Origin of the sequence: Kitasatospora sp. NPDC059827 (genome assembly GCF_042731675.1) — a bacterium.
In the GTDB taxonomy this organism is placed as follows: Bacteria; Actinomycetota; Actinomycetes; order Streptomycetales; family Streptomycetaceae; genus Kitasatospora.
Genome location: NZ_JBHWIV010000018.1, coordinates 101,244 through 118,032, shown reverse-complemented (window position 1 = coordinate 118,032; position 16,789 = coordinate 101,244). Strand labels below are relative to the sequence as shown.

The following is a 16,789-nucleotide window of genomic DNA, read 5'->3' as shown; positions in this document are numbered from 1 at the left end:
CGGCCGTCGACCGGCGGCCGGGAGCAGAGCGAGGAGTACCGCATGAGCGAGACCGCGACCGACCCCAAGTTCGTCGAGGCCGTCCGCAAGGGCCTCTCGGAGGTCCTCGACAAGGACGTGTCCGGCGCCGACGAGAACGTCCGCCTCTTCGACGAGCTGGGCCTGGACTCCAGCAGCGCGCTCGAACTGCTCATCACCATCGAGGAGATCCTCGACGTGCAGTTCGACGCCGACGAGCTGGACATGACCCACTTCGAGACGGTGGGCTCGCTGGCCGGCTTCGTCGCCGAGGAAGCGGGCGCCTGACCGTGTTCCGCGCGACCGCAGCCGTCCGGCGCCCGCACCCGGCCGGTCCCCCGGCCCTGCCCCGACTGGTCCGGGCGGCCGGGTACGCCCCGCCGGGGCGGAGCACGCCGTACCGGCCGGGGGACGCGCGGGAGGACTTCTACCAGGAGCTCGGGGCGCCGTACCGGGTCTCCTTCGACCGCGCCCAGTTCGCCGCCGCCGGGCGGCGCACCTCGGTGGAGCTGGCGTACGGCGCGCTGGACGCACTGGGGCCGTTGGACCGGGAGGACGCCCCCGAGCTGGCGGTGATCGCCTACGCCGCACCGGACTTCGAGCACACCGAGCTGGTCGCCTCCTGCGTCCGGGGGCGGCTGCCCGGCGGGCCGCTCGCCTTCGCGCTGTCCGACCAGGGCCCGCTGACACCGTTCAGCGCGCTGCGGGTGGCCGTGGAGTACGCCCGGCGGTGCGGCTGGTCGCGCCTGCTGCTGCTGACCGTGGACCAGGGCACCCAGCCGTTCCCGCTGCCCGCCGGGCCGTCCCCGGCCGAGCTGCGCGGCGACGCGGCCGTGGCACTGCTGCTGCGCTGGGAGGGCGGCGACCGGCCGCTCGGTGGCCAGGCCCAGGGGCGGCCCGGGCCCGAGCTGTTCGCCCACTGGCCGGCGGGCGCCGCCGTGGCGGCCGGCTCCGGCCTCGCCGACTGCCCCGAACTTCCGCTACGGGAGGGCCCGTTGACCGAAGGGGAGGTCGGCCGCCCGGCCACCGGGAGCTGGGCCGCCCTGCTCGACGCCGTGGCCCGCACCGGAGCCGCCGGCACCGGGGCCGTCGGCCGGCCGGTCGTGGTCGCCGACTACGACCGGGACCGCGACGTCCTGGCCTACTGCACGCTCGACACCGGGGAGTTGAGACACGGATGACCGTTCCGGCCGAGGTCCGGGAGCACTGGCGGCAGGCCCGGGCGAACGCCCGCGGCGACGGCCTCGTCCCCGCGCTCACCCTGCTGTCCCGGGCGCTCTCCCCCGGCGCGCCGCCGCGCGGGCCGCGCGGCCACGCCGTGGTGCCCCGCGAACTCCTGGACGGCTACCGGGAGTCAACCCCGGACCCGGCATCCGCCCCCGTGCCCGCCCCGGCCCCCGGCCTGGCCGTCCTCCCGCCCGCCACCACCACGGCATCCGACCCCACCCCCGCCGGGGCGGACCCGCACACCTGGGCCACCGGCCTGGCCTGGCTGCGGCTCGGCGCCTCCGAACGGCTGCGCGAGGCCTGCGTCGCCCACCTCGCCGCCCGCACCGTCGAGGGCACCTCGCTGCTGCTCCAGCAGCTGGTCAAGGGCGCGCTCGCCGACGCCCTGATCGAGCAGTTGGAGATCGCCGGCGTGCTGGACGACCTGGCCGGCGACCCCCACGAGGCGGAGGCCCACCCCCTGGGCACCCACCCCCTGGGCACCCACCCCCTGGACGCCCGCGCCCTCGCCCGGTTGCAGGCGCAGATCACCGAGGTCGACCGCGCCCTGCTGCGACTGCTCGGCGCGCACGGCTTCACCGCCGACGGGCCCGGCCGGGACGCCCACGCCTCCGAGCTGCTCGCCGACGCCTACTGCGGCTGGCCCGGCCCGGCCGCACCCCATCCGTCCGAGTTCCACCCGTCCGAGCCCCACCTGTCCGAGCACCACCCGTCCGAGCCCCACCTGTCCGAGCACCACCCGTCCGAGCACCACCTGTCCGAGCACCACCCGTCCGAGCACCACCTGTCCGAGCCCCATCCGTCCGAGGACGAGGGCCCCCACGGCCCGGCCCGCGACACCGCCGGGAGAACGCCGTGAGCATCCTGCCCGACCCCCTGCGGACCGCCCACCGCCACGTCCGCCGGTGGGCCGACGAACTCCGGGCCGGTGCCCTCGAACTGGACCGCGACCCGGAGGCCGTGCACCGCTCCCTGGACCTGCCCGCCGTCCGCTTCCTGGCCGGCCACCTCACGCCCCCGGGTTGGGACCGCGCCGACCCCGAGCCCGGCAGCGGCCCCGCGCACGGCCTGGCCACCCTGGAGCGGGCCGTGCTGTGCGAGGAACTGGCCCGCGGCGACGCCGGGATGATGCTCGGCGCCCCCGGCCCCTCGATGACCGGCGTGCTGCTGGGCGTGCTCGGCAGCCCGGCCCAGCGCGAACGGGTGTACAGCCGGCTGGCCGAGCGCCCGCGCTGGACCTGCTTCGCCCTCACCGAACCGGACCGCGGCTCCGCCATCGGCGAGATGACCACCACGCTGACCCCGCTGGGCGACGGCTCGTACCGGCTGGACGGCGAGAAGCGCTACGTCGGCAACGCGGCCCGGGCGGACCTGGGCGTGGTGTTCGCCCGGGTCGCGGGGACGGAGCGGCTCGGCGTGCTGGCCGTCCTGGTGGACGCCGCCGACCCCGGCTACCGGGCCGAGCCGCTGCCCACCCTGGGGCTGCGCGGGGTGCAGCTGAGCCGGCTGGTCCTCGACGGGGTGCACGTCCCGGCCGACCGGGTGCTGGGCGCCCACCTGCCGCCCACCCGGCGCGGGATGTGGGGCATCGTCTCGGTCTTCAACCGGCTGCGGCCGACCGTCGCCGCCGTCGCCCTCGGCATCGCCCGGGCCGCGCACGAGTACGTCGGCGAGAACCGCAAGGAACTGCGCGGCGCGGAACGGGACGCCCACGAGGAGCTGGGCCGCCGGATCGACGCCGCCCGGCGGTTGACCCACCGCGCGGCGCTCGCGGTGGACCGCCGCCCCTCCGACGGGTACCTCGCCTCGGCCGCGAAGGCGCGCGCCTGCCAGGTCGCCGAGGAGGTCACCCTGCGCGCGCCCGGCTTCTTCGGCCCCGGCGCCCGGCTGGACCACCCCCTGCTGGACAAGCTCGCCCGGGACGCCCGCGGGGTGGAGTTCATGGAGGGGACCAGGAACGTCCAAAAGCTCAACCTCTTCCAGGGGCTGCACACCGGAAAGGTGGACCGGCTCTGAACCGGCACGGACCGGCGCCGCACACGACGGGCGCGGCACCGAACCGGGCCCGGGGGACCGTCGAGGTCTGGCGCATCCCGCTGTCCGGCGGCCGGACGGCCGACCCGGCCCACCCCGGCCACCTCGCGCACCCGGGCCACCCAGGCCACCCAGGCCACCCGGCCGACCCGGCCCACCTCGCCCACCCCGGCCACCCGGCCCGGCCCGACCTCGCGGCGCTGGAACGCCTGCTCGACCCGGAGGAGCGGGCCCGGGCCCGCAGCGGCCTGCTGCCCGGGCTGCGGCGCCGCTTCGTGGTCGCGCACGCCGCCACCCGGATCCTGCTCGGCGCCCGGCTGGGCCGCCCGCCGGAGCGGCTGCGCTTCACCCGCGGCCGCTGGGGCAAGCCGGCCGTCGCGGACGCGCCAGGCCTGCATTTCAGCCTGTCCCACTCGGGGGAGCTGGCCCTGCTCGCGGTGGCCCGGCGGCCGGTCGGGGTGGACCTCGAACTGCTCCGCTCCGGGCGGGACGTCGAACGGCTGTCGCGGCGCTTCTTCCCGTGCCAGGAACGGGAGTTGGTGGCCCGGGGCGGCCGCCCGGCGTTCGCCCGGCTGTGGACCAGGAAGGAGGCCTGCGTGAAGGCCTCGGGCGGGCGGCTCACCGAGGGCCTGGCGCTCCCGGTGGCCCACACCGCCGTCCAGGCCACCGTGCACGCCCCGGCCCCGGGCGGGCTCGCCGGACCGTGGCGGGTGGCCGACCTGCTCCTGCCGCACGAGCCGGAGGCGTACGCCGGGTCGGTGGCCCTGCTCGGCGCCGGGCCCTTCGACGTCGCGTGGGGCGTGTGGTATCCAGGAGCACCCGCGGGATCCGGCCCCGAGCGGCACCGACAGGGTGTCAAGTAGAGGAAACTCCCCCACGAATCGGCGTAGTTGCACCCGTGGCCGCGGGCCGGATCGTCACTAGATTCCTTCGGTGGGACGCACCGCACCGCGCGGCCGGGCCCCCGGCCCGCCCCGTACCGGGCCGGTCGACTCCGCCGAGGAGGAGGGGAACGTGATCGTGGAAGGCAGGAACGTGATCACCAGGGCGGCCCGGTGGAGCGCGGTCCACCCGTGGTGGGCGATCGCGCTCTGGGTGGCGTTCGTGGTCGGCGCGCTGGTGGTCGGCGGCCTCACCGGCACCCGGCAGGCCACCAACTCCGACCTCTCGATCGGCGAGTCCGGCCGGGCCGCCGCGATCGCCCGCACCGGCGGCCTCCAGGAGCGCGCCGTGGAGAACCTCCTGGTCAGCTCCTGGGGTGGCGGCCGGCTCGACCCGGTCCGGGCCCAGGCCGCCGTGGACGACGCCACCCGGGGCCTGCGCGGCGTCACGGGGATCGCCTCGATCGGCCAGCCGCTGCCCTCCCCGGACGGCTCCGCCCTGCTCGTCCCGGTCACCCTCGCCGGGGATCCGGAGACCGCGGCCGACCGGGTGCAGCCGCTGCTGGACGCCGTCGCCGGGGCCAGGCAGGGGCACGGCGACGTACGGATGGAACTGGTCGGCGCCGGCTCGATCAAGGCCGGGCTGAACGACATGCTGAGCAGGGACCTCGGCAAGGCGACCGTGCTCAGCCTGCCGGTCACCCTGCTGGTGATGGTCTTCGTCTTCGGCGCGATCGTCGCGGCGAGCGTCCCGGTGGTGCTCGGGCTGTCCTCGGTGCTCGCCGGGCTCGGACTGTGGGGCGTCGCCTCGCAGGTGATCCCCGACCCGGGGCCGGTGACCCAGTTCATCGTCCTGATGGGCATGGCGATCGGCGTCGACTACTCGCTGTTCTACCTCAAGCGCCAACGCGAGGAACGGGCCCTGGGGGCCGACAACACCGACGCGATCGAGATCGCGGCGGCCACCTCCGGACACTCGGTGCTGGTCTCCGGCGTGGTGGTGCTGGTCTCGATGGCCGCGCTGTACCTCGCCGGGCACATCGCCTTCGAGTCGATGGCCACCGGTGCGGTGATCGTGGTCTCGATCGCCATCATCTCCTCGCTGACCGTACTGCCGGCCATGCTGTCCCGGTTCGGCCGCTACCTGGACGCGCCCCGGGTGCCGCTGGTGTGGCGGCTCACCCGGAAGGGCGGGGTCAAGCCGCGGCTCTGGTCGACCATGCTCAAGCCCGCGCTGCGCCACCCGGTGATCGCCCTGGTGGCCTCGGTCGCGGCGCTGCTGGTGCTGGCACTGCCCGCGCTCGGGCTCAAGCTCAAGGCCACCGGGATCGACGACCTGCCCCGGTCGATGCCGGCCATGCAGTCCTACGAGCGGCTCACCCTCTCCTTCCCGAGCCAGTCCGACACCCACACCGTGGCGGCCCGGGTCCCGTCCGGGCACGCCCCCGAACTCAGCGCCGCCGTACACGAGTTGGTGCGCCGCACGCTCAAGGACGGGCTCTTCGTCCACGACCCGGCGCCGGTGGTGCGGACCTCGGCGGACGGCACGGTGGCCACGGTGGCGATCGGCACCCGGTTCGACAGCGGCTCGGCCCAGGCCCGCGCCTCGCTGGCCCGGCTGCGCAGGGAACTCGCCCCGCAGACCCTCGGCGCGGTGGCGGGCGCCCAGTTCGCGGTCGGCGGCAGCGACGTGGCGTACGACGTGGACTACCGGGCGAACGTGATGGACAAGATGCCCTGGGTGCTCGGGGTGGCGCTGGCGCTGACCTTCCTGGTGATGGCGCTCGCCTTCCGCTCGGTCGTCCTCGCGCTGATCACCGTGGCGCTCAACCTGCTCTCCACGGCGGCCTCCTTCGGCGCGCTCGCGCTGATCTTCCAGCACACCTGGGCCGAGGGCCTGCTGCACTTCGAGTCCACCGGCCGGGTGGTGGCCTGGATGCCGCTGATGCTGTTCGTGATCCTGCTCGGGCTGTCCATGGACTACCACGTCTTCGTGGTCAGCCGGATCCGGGAGGCGGCCCGCGGCGGGCTCTCGCTGCGGGAGGCGGTCGAGCAGGGCATCACCCGCACCGCCGGGGTGGTCACCAGCGCGGCGGTGGTGATGGTCTGCGTGTTCGCCCTGCTGGCCTCGCTGAACTACATCGAGATGAAGCAGATGGGCGTGGGGATGGCCTGCGCGGTGCTGCTGGACGCGACGGTGATCCGGATCGTGGTGCTGCCGGCGGTGATCACCCTGCTCGGCTGGAAGACCTGGTGGCCCTCCCGACTGGCCCGCCAGTCGGTCGCCAGGGCCCCGCGGATGCCCCCGATCGTCGCTGCCGCGACCGCCGCGGCGGCGGCCCGCACGACGCTCCCGTAACGCCCCCGGCGGCGCGCGGGACACTTCGGCAACAGCCGTCACACCCGGCCGGACGGCCGGGGCGGGCCCGCGCCCGCCCCGGCCGCCTTGGTGCGTGTACGGCGCCACCGATCAAGCGCTGCAAGGGGTTTGACGCCGCACTGCCAGCGGTGGTTTGTTACGGGAGTTGTTGAATCGCAAACGCGTTCGCGGGTGCGCGGATCGCCTCCCCGACGGGAGGACGACGCCCCCGCAGTGGGACGCGCCACGGAAGCGGGGGCGGTTGTCGGTGGTGGGGCATGCACGGTGACGGCGGCCTCGCCTCGGCGCGCTGGCGCCACGAACTCGCCCGGGTGGGCACGCTCTCGGGCCGGGAGCGGCAGGTCTTCGACCTGATCGGGGCGGGCCACTCCAACCGCGGGATCGCCGACCGGCTGCACGTCACCGAGCGCACGGTGAAGGCCCATGTCGCGAGCGTCCTGGCCAAGTTGGGCGTGGAGTCCCGGCTCCAGGCGGGCCTGGTGGCCCAGGTCCACCAACTCATGTACGAAGGTACATGGCCGGACGAGCCACCGGTGTCCGATACTTGACCGGCGCGAATGATACCCGGGCTTTTCCCCTTTTTCAGTCCCCTTCAAACAAGCCGACCGCTTCCGACGGTGGCGCCAGGAGGGCACAACGGACAAGCTTGTGGCTGGAGTTCACCGCTAGGGACGGGGAATTTGGTGCACATCTCCATACTGGGCCCACTGCTGATCGGCGACGGTCCGCGCACCGTGGGCTTACGGGCGAAGAAGAACCGCGTCATGCTCACCATGCTCGCTCTGAACGCCGGTCAGGTGGTCGCCTTCGACGAACTGATCGACGAACTGTGGGGGGAGGCGCCGTTGAAGAACGCGCGCAACGCCCTACAGGCCAACGTCAAGCGCATGCGGAAGTCCTTGGCCGAACTCGGCCTGGAAAGACCGGACCAGGAACTCATCCGGACCGTCGACAACGGCTACCTGCTGACGGTCCCGGAGGAGGCGGTCGACGCGTACCGCTTCCTGCGGACGGCGGAGAAGGGCGCGGGGCTGGTCGAACACCGGCCGTACGAAGCGATGGACACCCTCCGGTCGGCGCTCGGGATGTGGCGCGGACCGGCCCTGCTCGACACCAGCGACGGGCCGTGGTGCAGAGCCGTCGCCCTGCGGCTGGACGAGCAGCGCAAGACCGCCCGCGAGGACCTGATCGCGGCGCAGCTGCAGGCAGGTGAGGCGGGCGCGGTGGTCGCCGAACTCAAGCAGCTGCTCGCCCAGTACCCCGAACGGGAGCGGTTCAGCGAGCAGTTGATGATCGCGCTGTACCGCTGCGGCCGCCAGTCGGAGGCCGTCGACATCTTCCACCGCACCCGCAAGTGGCTGGACGAGGAACTGGGGCTCAAACCGAGCCGCCGGCTCCACCACCTGTACCAGGCGATCCTGATGCAGGACCCGTCGCTGTGACCTCGGGGTGAGGGCAGCTCACCCCGAGGTCACGGGCGTCAGCGGAGGCGGCGCAGGGCGGCATCGGTGATCCCGCCGATCCGCCCGGCCGCCTCCGCGTGCAGCATCTCCTCGTGGCCGCAAGGCACCCGGTGCACCGTGACCGGGCCGCCGAGGTGCGGCCGCCAGCGGTCGGCGGCGTCGGCGTCGGCGGCATCGCCGTCGGCCCCGTCGGCCCCGTCGGCCCCGTCGGCGCCCGTGGCGACGAACAGCAGCAGCGGGCCGTCGAACCACCCGGGGGTGAACTCCCGGGCGATGTCGGTGTGGTGGCGCATCACGACCATCAGCCGGGCCAGCTCCGCCCCGTCGACGCCGCCACCGGCCGCGTGGTGGGCCAGGAAGGCGGCTCGGATCTCCTCGTCGGTCGGGTTCGGGTCGCCGGCGTGCACCGGCCGCACGTCCAGCGCCGCCAGGAAGGCCACCGGCTCCCCCGCCGCCCGGAGTTGGACGGCCAGCTCGTGCGCGACCAGCCCGCCGAAGGACCAGCCCAGCAGGTGGTACGGGCCGTGCGGCTGCACCGCCCGCACCCGGGCCAGGTACGCGGTGGCCAACTCCCTTACGCCGAGCGGCTTCCGCCACTGCCCGGCCGGCGCCGCGATGCCGTCGGACTGCAGCGCGTGCACCGGCCGCTCCGGGTCCAGGTGCGCGGCCAGTGCGGCGTACGGCAGGCCGAAGCCGACCCCGCCGTGCACGCAGAACAGCGGCTCGGCGCTGCCGCCGGGCCGGATCGCCAGCACCGGCTCCAGCAGTGCCGCCGGGAGCGGCCCGGCCCCGTCCCCGGTCCCGGTCTCCGCCCCGACACCGACACCGACACCGACACCGGCCCCGGCACCGCCCGACCCGGGAGCCCCGGCGGGCCGGGCGGCGGCCGCCAGGGCCGCCACCGTCCGGTGGGTGAACACGTCGGCCAAGGAGAGGGTCAGCCCGGCCTTCGCCGCTCGGCCGACGACCTGTACCGAGCGCAGGCTGTCGCCGCCGAGCGCGAAGAAGTCCCCGTCCGCGTCGACCCGTTCGAGTCCGAGCAGCTCCCCGAAGACGGCCGCCAGGGCCTCCTCGGCGGGCGTGCCCGGCGGGCGTCCCGGGGGCGCGGGGTCCGGCTCAGCCCCCGGCTCGGGCAGGGCGCCGACGTCCAGCTTGCCGTTGGCGGTCAGCGGCAGCGCGGGCAGCGTCACCAGGGCGGACGGGACCATGTGCGCGGGCAGCGACTCGCCGAGGAAGGCCCGCAGCACCGGACCGTCCACGGCGGCCACCCCGGGCAGCGGCACCACGTAGCCGACCAGCCGCGGGGCCCCGGTCCGGGTGGGCCGGACCCGCACCGCGGCCTGCACCACGACCGGGTGCCGGGCCAGCGCGGCCTCGATCTCGCCGAGCTCGATCCGGAAGCCGCGCAGCTTGACCTGGTGGTCCGTCCGGCCGACGTGCTCCAGGGCGCCGTCCGCCCGGCGCCGGACCAGGTCCCCGGTGCGGTACATCCGGCTGCCGGGCGAGCCGTACGGGTCCGCGACGAAGCGTTCGGCGGTCAGGCCGGGGCGCCCCCGGTAGCCCCGGGCGAGGCCGGCCCCGGCGAGGTACAGCTCACCGGTGACGCCGACCGGCGACGGGGTCAGCGCCGCGTCCAGCACGTACGCCCGGTGGCCGCCGAGCGGCCGGCCGATCGGCGGGCGGGCGTCGCCGGGGCGCAGCCGCTCGCTCCAGGTGGCGCAGACCGAGGCCTCGGTCGGGCCGTAGGCGTTGCGCAGGTCGAGCCGCCCGGCGAGCCGGTCGACCAGGGCGGGCGGGCAGGCCTCGCCGCCGACCGCGAGCAGCAGGCCGGCGGGCAGCGGTGCGTCCTCGGGCAGGCCGGCCGCGACGGTGGGCGGCAGGATCGCGTGGTCGACCGCGTGCTCGGCCAGCAGGGCGGCCAGCTGCTCCCCGGCGAGCCGGCTCTCGTCGGTGGCGAGCACCAGGGCGCCGCCGGTGCACAGCGAGGCGGCCAGCTCCCACACCGTGGCGTCGAAGCTGAACGAGGCGAACTGCAGCACCCGGCGGCCGGGCCCGAGCAGCCGGTGCAGTGCGCCGACCAGGTTGACCGCCCCGGCGTGCGGCACCGCGACGCCCTTGGGGCGGCCGGTGGAGCCCGAGGTGTAGATGACGTACGCGGTGTCCTGCGGGGTCAGCGGCCGGGTGCGGTCGGCGTCGCCGGGGTCGGTGTCGGGGCGGGCGGCCAGGTCGGCGAGCGTGCCGGGGGCGTCCAGCGGGAGCGGGGTGACGCCCCCGGGCAGGGCCGCGCCCGCGGGCAGTTCCACCCCCTCGACGGTCAGCACCTGGGTGGGTGCCGCGTCGCCGAGCAGGTGGGCGATCCGCTCGGCCGGGTACTGCGGGTCCACCGGGAGGTAGGCGGCGCCGGTCTTGAGCACCGCCAACAGGGCGACCACCAGCTGCGGGGAGCGCGGCAGCACGAGCGCGACCACGTCGCCCGGGCCGGTCCGGCGGGCCAGCAGCAGGTGGGCGAGCCGGTTGGCCCGGGCGTTCAGCTCGCGGTGGTCCAGCCGCAGGGTGCCCGGCCCGGCCGGGACGGCGTCGGGGGCGATCAGCGCCGGGCGGTCCGGGTGCCGGGCGGCGGCGTGCTCCAGCAGCGCGGGCAGGGTGCGGGCGCCCGGCAGCACCGGTGGGGCCGGCGGGGTGTCCCACGCGGTGAGCAGGGCGTGCCGCTCCTCGGCGGTGAGCAGCTCCAGGGCGCTGAGCGGGGCGTCCGGGGTGCGGGCCGCGGAGGCGAGCAGGGTGGCCAGCGAGCGGAGCAGTCGGGCGGCGGTGTCGGCGGTGAAGAGGTCCTCGCGGTACTCCAGCAGGAGGTCCAGCCCGGCCGGGGCGCCGTCCGCGGCGGTGCGCTCGCGGACCTGGAAGGACAGGTCGAACTTGGCGGTGGTGGTGTCGATCGGCAGCACCTCGGCGCTCAGGCCGGGCATCAGCGGCAGCGGCCCCCCGAGCGCGCCGGGCACGCCGGGCACACCGGGCACACCGACGGCTCCGGCGGCTCCGGCGGCGCTGCCACCGGGGGCGCTGCCGGGGGCGCCGGTTCCCGCCGGGAGGCTCTCGAAGGCCAGCACCACCTGGAACAGCGGCTGGCGGCCCGTCGAGCGGACCGGGTTGAGCTCCTCCACCAGGTGCTCGAAGGGCAGTTCGGCGTGCGCGAAGGCGGTCAGGTCGGTCTCCCGGACCCGCCCGAGCAACTCCCGGAAGGCCGGGTCGCCCGAGGTGTCGGTGCGCAGCACCAGGGTGTTGACGAAGCAGCCGACCAGCTCCCGGACGGCCTCCTCGGAGCGCCCGGCCACCGGGCTGCCGAGCGGGATGTCGGTACCGGCGCCGAGCCGGGTGAGCAGCGCGGCCAGGCCCGCCTGGACGGCCATGAAGGTGCTGGCGCCGCCGGCCCGGGCGAGTGCGGCGAGCCGGGCGTGCGCCGCGGCGGGCAGTCCACCGCGGACCTCGGCGCCGCGGTGCCCGGCCCGGGCCGGGCGCGGGAAGTCCGCGGGCAGCTCCAGCTCCTCCGGCAGGCCCGCCAACTCGGCTCGCCAGTAGGCGAGTTCGCTGGCGGCCAGGCTGTCCGGGTCATCCTTGGTGCCGAGCAGGGCGCGCTGCCAGAGCGTGTGGTCGGCGTACTGCACCGGCAGCGGCGGCCAGTCGGGCGCCCGGCCCCCGGAGCGGGCCCGGTAGGCGGTGGCCAGGTCGCGCACCAGCGGGCCGAGCGACCAACCGTCGGCGGCGATGTGGTGCACGGTCAGCAGCAGCGCGTGGTCCTCCGGGCCGAGGACGAACAGCCGCGCCCGCAGCGGTACTTGGGCGGAGAGCCGGAACGGGCGGGCGGCCTCGGCGGCCAGCGCGGCGGGCAGTCCGGCCACGGCCGACTCCACCGACTCCAGTCCGCCGCCCGCGCGTTCGGCCTCGGCGGCGGTCAGCACCAGCTGCCAGGGCAGCCCGTCCGCCTCCGCGAAGACCGTGCGCAGGCTCTCGTGCCGCTCCAGCACGTCCCGGACGGCGGCTGCCAGCGCGCCCCGGTCCAGCGGGCCGGCCAGCCGGACGGCCAACGGGATGTGGTACGCGCCGGTCGGGCCGTCCATCCGGTCCAGGAACCAGAGCCGCTCCTGGGCGAAGGACAGCGGCACGGTGGCGGGCCGCTCGGCGGCCCCCAGCACCGGCCGCACCGACCCTGCCGGCCCCGCTGACCCCGCAGGCCCCGCTGACCCCGCCCCGGCGGCCGCCGCCGCCCCGAGGGGCGCGGGCTCCGGCGCGCCGGCCAGCCCGCGGGCCAGGGCCTCCGCCGTCCGGGCGTCGAACAGCGCCCGCAGCGGGACGTCCGTGCCGAGCTCGGCCCGCAGCCGGTTCACCACCCTGGTCGCGGACAGCGAGTGCCCGCCGAGCGCGAAGAAGTCGTCGTCCGCGCCGACCCGCGCCAGCCCGAGGGCCTCGGCGAACACGGCACAGAGCAGCTCCTCCCGCTCCCCCACCGGCGGGCGCCCGCCGCCCGGACGCTCCTCCGGCGGGGCGGGCAGGGCCTTGCGGTCGACCTTGCCGTTGGCGGTCAGCGGCAGCTCGTCCAGCGGGACGTACCGGGCCGGGAGCATGGCCGCGGGCAGCAGCGCCGCCACCCGCTCGCGCAGCGCGTCGACGTCCACCCCGGCCGGGACCACGTGGGCGACCAGCCGCACGTCCCCGGCCCGGTCGGTGCCGGCCGTGACGACGGCCCGCCGCACACCGGGCTGCGCGGCCAGCACCGACTCGATCTCGCCCAGCTCGATCCGGTGGCCGCGGACCTTCACCTGGAAGTCGCCGCGCCCGCCGTACTCCAGCGCCCGGCCGGCCGCGTCCCAGCGGACGATGTCGCCGGTGCGGTACATCCGGCTGCCGGGCGGGCCGTACGGGTCGGCGGTGAAGCGCTCGGCGGTCAGGCCGGGGCGGCCCAGGTAGCCGCGGGCCAGGCCGGCACCGGCCAGGTAGAGCTCGCCGAAGGTGCCGTCCGGGACGGGCCGCAGCGCGCCGTCCAGCACGTAGGCGCGGGTGTTGGCGATCGGGGTGCCGATCGGCGGCGGGCCGGGCCGGTCCGCGGCCAGGGTGGCGGCGGTGGACCACACGGTGGTCTCGGTCGGCCCGTAGACGTTGGTCACCGAGGCGCAGTGCGCGGTGAGGGTGCGGGCCAGCGGTTCGGGCAGCGCCTCGCCGCCGACCAGGGCGCGCAGCCCCGCCAGACGCGGGGCGTGCTCGGCGGCGAGCGACTGCCACAGGCTCGGGGTGGCCTGGAGGACGGTGGCGCCCAGGCCGGTGACCGCCTCGGCGAGGGCGGCCGGGTCGCGGACGGTCTCCCGGTCGGCGAGCAGGAGTTCGGCGCCGGTGGCGAGCGGGACGAACAGCTCCAGGTTGGCGATGTCGAAGCCGAAGGTGGTGACGGCGAGCAGCCGGTCGGCCGGGGTGACGGCGAACCGCCCGGCCATGTCCAGGACGAGGTTGACCAGTGCGGCGTGCGGCACCACGACGCCCTTGGGGCGGCCGGTGGAGCCCGAGGTGTGGATGACGTACGCGGGGTGGTCGCCGGCCGGCTCCCGCACGGCACCGCGCCCGGCCGTCAACGCCGGAAGGCCGTCCGGGTCGTCCAGGACCCACAACGGGCCTTCTTCCGGCAGCAGTTCGCGTACCCGGCGGTGGGCGAGGGTGACCACCGGGGCGGCGTCGGCGAGCATGTGGTGCAGCCGCTCCACCGGGTGGTCCGGGTCCAGCGGCAGGTAGGCGGCCCCGGTCTTGAGCACCGCCAGGGCGGCCACCACGAGGTCCACCGACCGGTCCAGGGCGATCGCCACCACCCGCTCCGGGCCCGCCCCGGCGGCCGTCAGGCGCTCCGCCAACTCGTCGGCGCGGTCGTGCAGTTCGCGGTAGCTCAGCCGCTGCCCGGCGCACCGCACGGCGGGCGCGTCCGGGGTGCGGGCGGCCGTGTCGGCCAGCAGCGGGGCGAGCCAGGGGGCGGTCGGCGCGGTCGCGGTGGCGTTGCGCCGCTCGACGACCAGGGCCCGTTCGGCCTCGTCCAGCAGGTCCAGGCGGCCGCAGGGCCGGTCGGGCGCGGCCACCGCGGCGGCCAGCAGCCGGGCGAAGCAGCGCCCGATCCGCCCGGCCTCGGCGGCGTCGACCAGGGTCGGCAGGTGGTTCACGGCGAGGCCGAAGGGCGTGCCGGGGAAGACGGTCAGGGTGAGCGGGAAGTCGGTGGCCGAGCGGATGTCGACGCCGGTCGGCCGGGGGCCGGCGCCCGGGTCCGGTCGCAGGCTGCCCATCGGGTAGTTCTGGAACATCAGTGCGGTGTCGAAGAGTTCGCCGCGCACGGCGGTGAGCTGCTGCACCTCGGCGAGGGTGAGGTGCTCGTGCGGCAGCAGTTCGGCCTGGGCGTGCTGGACGGCGGCGAACAGCTCGGCCGGAGTGCGCGCCGGATCGACGTCCACCCGCACCGGCAGGGTGTTGGCGAACAGCCCCACCATCCGCTCGACGTCCGCGAGCCCGGCCGGGCGGCCGGAGCTGACCGCGCCGAACAGTACGGTGTCCTGGCCGGTGAGCCGGGACAGCAGCAGCGCCCAGCAGCCCTGCACCACCGCGTTGACGGTCAGGCCGCGGGACCGGGCGAAGCCGGTCAGCGCCTCCGGCACGGCCGGGTCGAGGTCCAGCGGGACGGTCCGCGGCAGCGCGTCCGCGCCCTCGCCCCGGGTGCGGCCGGGCGGCACCAGCCGGGTCGGCTCGGTCACCCCGGCCAGTGCCGCGCCCCAGGCGGTCCGGGCCGCGGCCCGGTCCTGGGCGGCGAGCCAGGCGAGGTGGGCGGGGTAGCGGGCGGCCGGGGGCAGCACGGTCGACGCGGCGCCCGCACCCGCCCGGGCCAGTTCGGCGAGCTCACCGAGCAGGGTGACCATCGACCAGCCGTCCAGCAGGATGTGGTGGACGGTCCACAGCAGCCGGCACCGCCCGTCCTCGGCCCGGGCCAGGGTGAGCCGGTGCAGCGGCGGGCGGGCCAGGTCGAAGCGGCGCAGCCGGTCCTCCTCGGCCAGCCGCTCGAACCCGGTGTCCGCCGCCACCCCGGTGCCCGGCACCGCGACCTCCCGCCAGGGCAGCGCGACCGAGGTCGGCACCACCTGGACCGCCTCGCCGTTGCGGCGCGACCGGAAGCAGGCCTTGAGGTTCGGGTGCCGTTCCAGCAGCGCACCCGCCGCGGTGCGCAGCGCCGCGGCCTCGGCGCCGGTCAGCTCCTCGAAGTCGAGCACCAGCTGAACGGTGTAGACGTCCGTGCCCGCGCGGTCGTACTCCGAGAGAAAGAGCAGTCCCTGTTGCAGCGGCGAGAGCGGAAGGACTTCACTGATGGCGGACGGCCGATTCAAACCGGGCTCCTCACGGAAGGCCCGCACAAGTGCGGTTCAAGTGCGGTGCACGTACGGAATAACAAACGTTTTCCGATCCCGCTGACGGTCAACTGACCGGCAACTGACGGATTTCCGGCACACCACGCCGAGCTGGGCGGAGAACCGGATCGGCGCGGCCCGTCAGCAGTCCGTCAGCCCTGCGTCAGCCCTTCGTCAGCGAGCGGCGGGAGGCTGGCCGCCGAGGCTAATTCGTCACCGAAGGCCAGGAGTCCCCGTGCCGGTCATTTCCGCGTCGCACGAATTCGAGGTCAGCGACCTCTTCGTGAATCTGCAGCCGATCTTCGGGCACCGCCTCTTCCTGAAAGTGGAGGGATTCAACTTCGCCGGGTCGATCAAGCTGAAGGCGGCCCGGGAAATGGTCGCCCGGGCCGAGGCGGCCGGCCTGCTGGGGCCCGGATCGACGCTGGTGGAGTCCTCCTCCGGGAACATGGGCGTGGCGCTGAGCGTGCTCGCCGCGGCGCGCGGCTACGGGTTCGTCTGCGTCACCGACTCCCGCTGCAACGAGGCCACCCGGCGGGCCATGGAGTCCTACGGCACCGAGGTGCACGTGATCACCGAGCCGCACCCGGTCGAGGGCTTCCTCGGCGCGCGGATCCGGCACGTCCGGGCGCTGCTGGCCGAGGACGAGCGGCGGGTCTGGCTCAACCAGTACCTCAGCCCGGGCAACTGGATGGCCCACTACCGCACCACCGCGCCCGCCATCGCCCGCCAGTTCCCGGACCTCACCGTGCTGTTCGTGGGCGCCGGCACCACCGGCACCCTGATGGGCTGCGCCCGGTACTTCCGGGAGCGCCGCCCGTCCGTACGGGTGGTCCCGGTGGACAGCGTCGGCTCGGTCACCTTCGGCGCCCCGCCGGCCCCCCGGCACATCCCCGGCCTGGGCACCAGCGTGCGCCCGCCGCTGCTGGACGACTCGCTGGTGGAGCTCCCGGTCCACGTCGAGGAGCGCGACACCGTGCGCACCTGCCGGGAACTGATGCGCGGCGGCTTCCTGTTCGGCGGCTCCACCGGGACGGCGGTGGGCGGGGCGCTGCGCTGGCTGGACGAGCACCACGGCGACGGCGCGGGCGGCGTGCGCGAGCGGGTGACGGCCGTGACCATCGCGCCGGACCTCGGCGAGCGCTACCTGGACACCGTCTACCACGACGAGTGGGTGGCCCGTGCGATCGGGCCGGAGGGCCTGCTGCCGGGCGTCGACCGTACGGGCCTCGGTGCCGGAGCGGGTGCCGGTGCAGGTGCCGACACGGGTGCGGGTGCAGGTGCGGGTACCGGCGCCGGGCTGCACGCGGTGACCGGCTGAGCCGGGGCGTTCCGGCGGTTCCGAGAGTTGCCAGAGATTTCGACGCGGGC

10 protein-coding genes are annotated in these 16,789 nt (G+C 75.9%); 9 read left to right on the top strand and 1 reads right to left on the bottom strand.

Annotated features, from left to right (window positions below; genetic code table 11):
* Window positions 1-42 precede the first annotated feature (42 nt).
* From ACFV8H_RS14535 to ACFV8H_RS14500, 8 genes are all read left to right on the top strand, one after another.
* Window positions 43-306, top strand: coding sequence for an acyl carrier protein (locus tag ACFV8H_RS14535; protein ID WP_380399589.1), 264 nt, complete (start codon window positions 43-45; stop codon window positions 304-306).
* A 2-nt stretch (window positions 307-308) separates the two neighbouring features.
* Window positions 309-1,199, top strand: coding sequence for a hypothetical protein (locus ACFV8H_RS14530; protein WP_380399587.1), 891 nt, complete (start codon window positions 309-311; stop codon window positions 1,197-1,199).
* On the top strand, window positions 1,196-2,104 hold the full coding sequence (locus tag ACFV8H_RS14525) for a hypothetical protein (RefSeq protein WP_380399585.1): 909 nt from the start codon (window positions 1,196-1,198) through the stop codon (window positions 2,102-2,104). Before ACFV8H_RS14530 ends, ACFV8H_RS14525 begins: the two co-directional genes overlap by 4 nt.
* Window positions 2,101-3,261 (top strand): acyl-CoA dehydrogenase family protein, encoded by a 1,161-nt coding sequence (locus ACFV8H_RS14520; protein ID WP_380399583.1) that lies wholly within the window; start codon window positions 2,101-2,103, stop codon window positions 3,259-3,261. The genes ACFV8H_RS14525 and ACFV8H_RS14520 overlap by 4 nt, the downstream gene beginning before the upstream one ends.
* Before the next feature lie 293 nt (window positions 3,262-3,554).
* Window positions 3,555-4,142 carry a 4'-phosphopantetheinyl transferase family protein gene (locus tag ACFV8H_RS14515; RefSeq protein WP_380399581.1) on the top strand — a complete coding sequence of 196 codons (588 nt, stop codon included), beginning with the start codon at window positions 3,555-3,557 and terminating at the stop codon, window positions 4,140-4,142.
* Window positions 4,143-4,212: 70 nt separating this feature from the next.
* Window positions 4,213-6,519, top strand: coding sequence for an MMPL family transporter (locus tag ACFV8H_RS14510; protein ID WP_380399579.1), 2,307 nt, complete (start codon window positions 4,213-4,215; stop codon window positions 6,517-6,519).
* Window positions 6,520-6,797: 278 nt separating this feature from the next.
* On the top strand, window positions 6,798-7,088 hold the full coding sequence (locus ACFV8H_RS14505) for a helix-turn-helix transcriptional regulator (protein ID WP_375887523.1): 291 nt from the start codon (window positions 6,798-6,800) through the stop codon (window positions 7,086-7,088).
* Window positions 7,089-7,223: 135 nt separating this feature from the next.
* Complete coding sequence (locus ACFV8H_RS14500; protein WP_380399577.1) at window positions 7,224-7,982, top strand: BTAD domain-containing putative transcriptional regulator; 759 nt, start codon at window positions 7,224-7,226, stop codon at window positions 7,980-7,982.
* A 38-nt stretch (window positions 7,983-8,020) separates the two neighbouring features.
* Here the strand turns inward: ACFV8H_RS14500 and ACFV8H_RS14495 are convergent, their stop codons facing one another.
* Window positions 8,021-15,397 carry an amino acid adenylation domain-containing protein gene (locus tag ACFV8H_RS14495; RefSeq protein ID WP_380399575.1) on the bottom strand — a complete coding sequence of 2,459 codons (7,377 nt, stop codon included), beginning with the start codon at window positions 15,395-15,397 and terminating at the stop codon, window positions 8,021-8,023.
* 256 nt (window positions 15,398-15,653) lie between these two features.
* On the opposite strand from ACFV8H_RS14495, the gene sbnA reads away from it, so the two are divergent.
* Window positions 15,654-16,739, top strand: a complete 1,086-nt coding sequence (gene sbnA / locus ACFV8H_RS14490) for a 2,3-diaminopropionate biosynthesis protein SbnA (protein ID WP_380399573.1) — start codon at window positions 15,654-15,656, stop codon at window positions 16,737-16,739.
* Window positions 16,740-16,789 lie beyond the last annotated feature (50 nt).